This is a genomic window from Sulfurimonas sp., assembly GCF_027056685.1.
Lineage (GTDB): Bacteria > Campylobacterota > Campylobacteria > Campylobacterales > Sulfurimonadaceae > Sulfurimonas.
Window position 1 is genome coordinate 1 of record NZ_JALUKE010000009.1, and the last position, 5937, is coordinate 5937.

Below are 5937 nucleotides of genomic sequence, written 5' to 3' on the forward strand. Positions count from 1 at the left end.
TTTGAAATAAGTTTGAGAAGTCCAAATTCATCTGTTTTAACGATTTTAGAAAAGTGTTTTTTAATGATAGAGAGCAGATACCCCTCAGGCAGATTCATCTCAAAAATAGGGTGGAGTTTGTTGTTTACATACTGTTGCGTTCTCGGAGGCATTGTAAGCGATACAAAGTCACGGATATGCGTGTAAGTAAATATAAATTTCTCATTTTCATTGCTTAATACACCAACAGGCTGTTTGAGTACATTCACATCTATTTTATCGCTCATTTTTCAATTCCTCAAAAGTTGGAAACCTACTTTTCTCTTTTAAATCAAGAGTGTATCCAAGGTAGTCAGTAATGTGCAAGACCTTACGAAACCCAATATCTACGGCACGACCATTTTCAAATGAACTTAAAGTTGCACATGATATACCAATAGCATCTGCAATCTCTTTTTGCGATATTTTTTTTGCTTTTCTTAGTTTTGCAATTGTTAATCCAAACTCTTGAAAATCCATTTTTAGCCTTTTATATTAAATATATTTTATATTATACTGTTTATTGTATATTATATCAAATATATTATACATAATTTAAACTTGACGGGGAATCTTCTTCTAGCTACAATTCTCTTATGTATGAAAATCTTTATGAACAAATTACCAATGTTTTGGTAAATGATGGCTATGTTGTTATTAATGATGCTCTAAACGCAGTGACTGCTGCTACATTGCTTCAAGAGGCAAAAGAGGAGAAAAACTACAAGCTAGCAGGTGTTTCTACTGCTTCAGCAGTGGATGAGAACCGACGAAGAGATAAAATCCATTGGATAGATGTGCATAGTATGGCTACAAAAAAGTATCTTGCGTTTACCACTGGCTTACAAAATTACTTGAACCGTCATCTCTATCTTGGACTGCGTTATTATGAAGCACATTTTGCACGCTATGAGGTGGGAGATTTTTATGAAAAACATCTTGATGCCTTTAAGAGTACCAAAAACAGAGTGGTAACAACTGTCTATTATCTCAATGATGCTTGGAGTGATGCAGATGGTGGAAAGCTTGTTATATATGATAAAGAGGGAAATGAACTGCAAAAAGTAACTCCAAATGCAAACACTTTGGTAGTTTTTATGAGTGAAGATTTTCCTCATGAAGTTTTACCTGCAAAAAAAACAAGATACTCAATTGCAGGTTGGTTTCGCGTAGATAAAGTCTCCTAAAAAGCTTTAAAATTCTATGGTAATTTTTGTTCCAACATTCTCTTTTGAGTCGATGTGTAGTTTGAAATCATACTCTTTTACTATGCTCTCAACTATGCTAAGTCCTACTCCAAAACCTCCTGCATAAGAGTTCGCTCGTACAAAACGCTCGAAGATATGCTGTAGTTTATCTTTTGCAATGCCTATTCCTTCATCTTCAATTGTTAAGCTCTTCGCTGTTGTGGTAATTTTAATAGTTGCGTTTGGCATAGAGTATTTTATGGCATTGCTAAGGAGATTATTTATGAGCATTTTTGCCTTTGTTGGTGCTATCATTATATTGCAGGCTTCTAAATGTGCCTCAAGGGTAATGTTCTTTTTATTTAGAAGCTCTCTAAAGTATGAGATGTCTTCTTTAACAACATTGTCAAACGCAGTCTCCTTGGCATCTTCACTTTTATTGTCAAAACTAATATAGGTGAGAGAAGCATATATATCATGGAGTTGTTTGGTACTTATTGAGATGTTTTGTAACACTTTTTCATTACATTTATTGCTGTTTTTAAGTCTTGAAGTGCTCATCATTAGTGCAGTTATTGGGGTGTTTAGCTCATGTGTTGTGTCTTTTACAAACTCTTCAATCTCATGCATTTTGTCACGGATTGGTTTTAAAAATATATATGATAAAAAGAGTGCAATAGTAATGATGAGAAAAGCAGTAATAATAACTGCATAGGCTATTTTATTTTTTATTTTTTCTACATTATCTATACATTTTGAACTCTGCACAACAATGTACTCTCTGCCTAAATGCCCTGCAGAGCGTTTACTTACAAGCGTAAAAACACCATTTTTCATGTAAAAATCTTTAGCAAAATCTACTTTTTGAACAATTTCACCATCTAGCAATTTTTTTGTTTTGGAAAAGACAGCAACATGGGCATAGTCAAAATTTTTGAGTTTAAATGCTGTTTTTTTCATATCTGAATGGATGATTTCTGCGCTTACTTTGTCTGCTATATGGTTCATCTTATAGAAGTTGTTGCTCATCTCCATTGAAACCTGAGAGTTGAAAAACCAGTAGGCGGCTAAAGATAAAAAGATGAAAGATGAGATGAGATAGAGGGCTAAAAAAGAGTAAAAAGATCTTTTTGTAATTTTATTCATAGAGATAGCCTTCACCGCGGATGGTGATTATTTTTTCTTTTCCTATAAGCTCTCTAAGTGTTCTAATGTGTGAGCGTAGTGTTGCATTGCTCGGCTGGGATTCAAAATCCCATATATTTTGACTCAGTTCTTCATTACTTATCAGCCTGTTTTTGTTGTTAAGAAAGTAGGCAAGAAGTAGGGTGTCTTTGTTTGTAAGAGAGAACTCTTTTTTATCTTTGAGTATTTTTTTCTTCTCTTTATTAAATGTAATGTTTTGTGTAATTTGTATATATTTGTCAGTTTCAATGTTAAAAAGACGCTTGGTATTGTAAATGCGTACACTTAACTCTTCAAGCTCAAAAGGTTTTTTAATGTAGTCATTTGCCCCAACCTCAAAAGCTTTTTTGAGAGACTCTGTATCTCTGTAAGCTGTAATAAATATGGTAGGGGTTGTGTTGTTAAAACTCCGTAGCTCTTCAAGCAGCTCAAGACCATTTTGCCCGAGGACATTAATGTCAAAAATAAAAAGGTCATACTCTTTTGTCTCTAAATGCTCATATACCTCCTGGGCATTAAAAGCATAATCTACACTCCATGTTTCTCGTAAAAAGTCTAAGAGAATGTCTGATAAAACAGCATCATCTTCCATTAATAGTATCTTCATAAGGTATTTTACCCTAAAATACGGGCATGATAATAAAAATTGATACTATAGAGATAGAAGAGCTACAAGTTTATAGAGAGTTAAGAGAGGCTGCGTTTAGAAGTGACAGAAGTTTTATAGCCGACTCCCCAAAGGTGGTAAACCTGCTTTTAGAGAGTGATATTGAGGTAAAAAGCATACTTGCTACACAAGAATATTATGATGAGTTTTATGAGCTTGTTGCAAAAAAAGGTGTGCCAAAAGTTTACTTAACTACAAAAGAAGAAATGGGTAAGATTGTCGGGCATAAGATTCATCACAATTGCATGATGCACGGTATTCGTCCTGATGATATTACTCTAAACGCAGCGGATGAGCAGATTATTATGCTTGACAACATCACTTCGAGTGAGAATGTTGGCTCTATTGCTAGAAGTGCAGCGGCTCTTGGTGTAGGGACATATTTGTTACCAAAATCCTCACCGCATCCTTTTAACAGACGCGCTTTGCGTGTCTCTATGGGCTATGCAAAGATGTTGAAAACACATGTGTATGAAGATATTTTTACAACGATAGCAACGCTTAAGGATATGGGGTATCGCATTTATGCGGCTGAGGTTACACCGGATTCTACAATGCTGCGTGAACTAAAACCTGTACAGAAGTGGGTACTCATTATGGGGCATGAGGGTAGAGGCATTGCACAAGAAATTTTAGTTGTATGTGATGAGGTAGTGACCATAGAGATGCAAGAGGGCATCAAGAGTTTCAATGTTGGTGTAGCTGCATCAATTTTGATGTATGAATTAGGAAAAAATAATTTGTGATATAATTTGTGATATAAAAATAAAAGAGAGTTCAGTATGCAGAACATATATCTAGCACGACAGCCTATCATAGATTTAAACGCAAGGATTTGTGCGTATGAAGTTTTATTTAGAGATATGAACAAAGAGAGTGTTATAACAGGGGACAGATACGCAAGTGCAGCGGTAATTAGTAATGTTTTAAATAAATTTGGTAAGAAAGAGTTACTTGAAGATAAACGTGGTTTTGTCAAGATAGATGAGAAGTTTTTACTTAACGATATTATATTTTCTGTACCAAAAGAGTTTTTTGTTTTTGACCTTTTAGAGTATGTTACTATGAATGAAAGAGTGGTTGAACGCATAGCACATATGGCAAAAGAGGGCTATGTCCTTGGACTAAATGATACAAAGCTTACTCTTAATACCTTTGAGAAATATGCTCATGTCCTAAAATACCTTTCCTTTTTTAAGCTTGATTTTGAGCGAGGTTTAGATGATGATATTTCATTCTATATTAAAGAACTTAAAAAGTACAATATACAAGTTATTGCTAGTAAAGTAGAAGATCATGAGAGTTATGAGATAGCGAAAAAATTTGGAGCAGACTGTTTTCAAGGTTACTTTTTTGCTAAACCAAAGATTTTGGAAAATGCCAAATATGAAGCAGCACGGTTTGATGTATTAAAACTTTACAATCTTTTGATGCAAGATACAAGCATTGACGAAATAACAACAGAGTTTGAAAAAAGTCCTGAAATTACCGTACAACTCTTACAGTTTATGAATTCTGGTGCGTTTCATTTTCGCAACAAAATCTCTTCCCTTCGTCATGTGATTACTTTGATGGGACGGGTAACTCTTGCAAAGTGGTTGATGTTGATGATATATTCAAAATCACTTTCAAAAAATAAAAATCATAAACCTCTTATGTTGATGGTACAAAACAGAATTGAGCTAATGGAAATTATACTTAAAGATGTTGAGCCTAATGTAAAGAGCGATAGACTTGGTGAAGCATATCTTGTGGCTGTTCTTTCACTTATTGACACTATTTTTTCTATGAAGTTAGAAGATATTTTAGAGGGTATAAATATCTCAGAAAGTGTAAAAGAGGCACTTTTAGATTATAACAATATTTTTGGTGAGATACTGCAAGTCATTTTATTTATTGAAAACTCTAACTTTAAAGGTGTGACTCAGTTTGAAAGAGACAACTCTCTAGCGCCAGGAACAGTACAAAAGGCAGTTGTTAGCGCAATTGAAAATGTAAATCACTTTAACCACCCAGAGATGGTATAATTCTAAAAAAGATTGTAACTTATGACATTTTCAAACCTCCAACTCTCTGATGAGATGATAAAAAACTTAGATGCTCTTGGCTATCAAAATATGACAGCTATTCAAGAGGCATCCCTTCCCCTTATCTTACAAAACAAAGATGTGATTGCTGAAGCTAAAACTGGTAGTGGAAAAACTGCTGCGTTTGGTATTGGTCTGCTTTCATCTCTTGATGTAAAAAAATTTCGTGTACAGACTTTGGTGCTTTGCCCTACAAGAGAGTTAGCTGATCAGGTTGCAAAAGAGCTTCGCCGTATTGCAAGATTTCAGCATAATATTAAGATATTGATGCTTACAGGGGGAGAGTCATTTGGAAAACAACTCGGCTCACTTGCGCATCAGGCTCACATCATTGTAGGAACTCCAGGGCGAGTGCTTAAACACCTAAATAAAGAGAGTCTTGACCTTTCAAACTTAAAAACATTGGTGCTTGATGAAGCTGATAGAATGCTCGATATGGGTTTTATAGAAGAGATAGAGAGCGTTTTGTCATTTATACCAAAAGAGAGACAAACACTTCTTTTTTCTGCAACTTATGATGATACCATTTTACAAATCAGTAAAAAAATTCAAAAAGATGCAGTAAGTGTAAAAACAACTATAAGTGAAGTGCAGAACAAAATAGTGCAGGAGTTTTATGAGACAAGTAATAAACTCGATACTCTTGTAAATATCTTCGCTGCATATAAACCTCAAAATGTCATTGTTTTTACTAACACAAAAATTCAAGCCAAAGAGTTAGCAGAGTCGTTAGTACAAAATAAGATAGATGCACTGGCTATTCATGGGGATTTAGAACAATATGAACGTAATG

At 34.4% G+C, this 5937-nt stretch carries 8 protein-coding genes; 4 read left to right on the plus strand and 4 right to left on the minus strand.

The annotated features are described in order from the left end of the window. Both MVY38_RS00455 and MVY38_RS00460 read right to left on the minus strand, forming a co-directional pair. A partial coding sequence (locus MVY38_RS00455) for a HipA N-terminal domain-containing protein (RefSeq protein WP_297482210.1) occupies positions 1-266 on the minus strand: 266 nt, incomplete at its 3' end. Then, the gene (locus MVY38_RS00460) at positions 256-498 is read right to left on the minus strand and encodes a helix-turn-helix transcriptional regulator (RefSeq protein WP_297482213.1); all 243 of its coding nucleotides are present in this window, start codon (positions 496-498) and stop codon (positions 256-258) included. The genes MVY38_RS00460 and MVY38_RS00455, both read right to left, overlap by 11 nt. Before the next feature lie 116 nt (positions 499-614). Here MVY38_RS00460 and MVY38_RS00465 point away from each other — a divergent pair, with 116 nt between their 5' ends. Continuing rightward, a complete protein-coding gene (locus MVY38_RS00465; protein ID WP_297482218.1) occupies positions 615-1205 on the plus strand; it encodes a 2OG-Fe(II) oxygenase in 591 nt (196 codons plus the stop codon). A gap of 6 nt (positions 1206-1211) precedes the next feature. Here MVY38_RS00465 and MVY38_RS00470 read toward each other — a convergent pair whose 3' ends face one another. Together MVY38_RS00470 and MVY38_RS00475 are read right to left on the minus strand one after the other, a co-directional pair. Continuing rightward, positions 1212-2351, minus strand: a complete 1140-nt coding sequence (locus MVY38_RS00470) for a HAMP domain-containing sensor histidine kinase (RefSeq protein WP_297482221.1) — start codon at positions 2349-2351, stop codon at positions 1212-1214. After that, positions 2344-2997 (minus strand): response regulator transcription factor, encoded by a 654-nt coding sequence (locus MVY38_RS00475; RefSeq protein WP_297482223.1) that lies wholly within the window; start codon positions 2995-2997, stop codon positions 2344-2346. The genes MVY38_RS00470 and MVY38_RS00475 overlap by 8 nt, the downstream gene beginning before the upstream one ends. 26 nt (positions 2998-3023) lie before the next feature. Between MVY38_RS00475 and MVY38_RS00480 the strand changes: the two genes are divergently transcribed. From MVY38_RS00480 to MVY38_RS00490, 3 genes are all read left to right on the plus strand, one after another. Then, a complete protein-coding gene (locus MVY38_RS00480) occupies positions 3024-3803 on the plus strand; it encodes an RNA methyltransferase (protein WP_297482226.1) in 780 nt (259 codons plus the stop codon). Positions 3804-3839: 36 nt separating this feature from the next. Beyond that, positions 3840-5084, plus strand: a complete 1245-nt coding sequence (locus tag MVY38_RS00485) for an EAL domain-containing protein (protein WP_297482229.1) — start codon at positions 3840-3842, stop codon at positions 5082-5084. A gap of 21 nt (positions 5085-5105) precedes the next feature. Next, positions 5106-5937, plus strand: an 832-nt coding sequence (locus MVY38_RS00490) for a DEAD/DEAH box helicase (RefSeq protein WP_297482231.1), incomplete at its 3' end; no start/stop codon positions are given.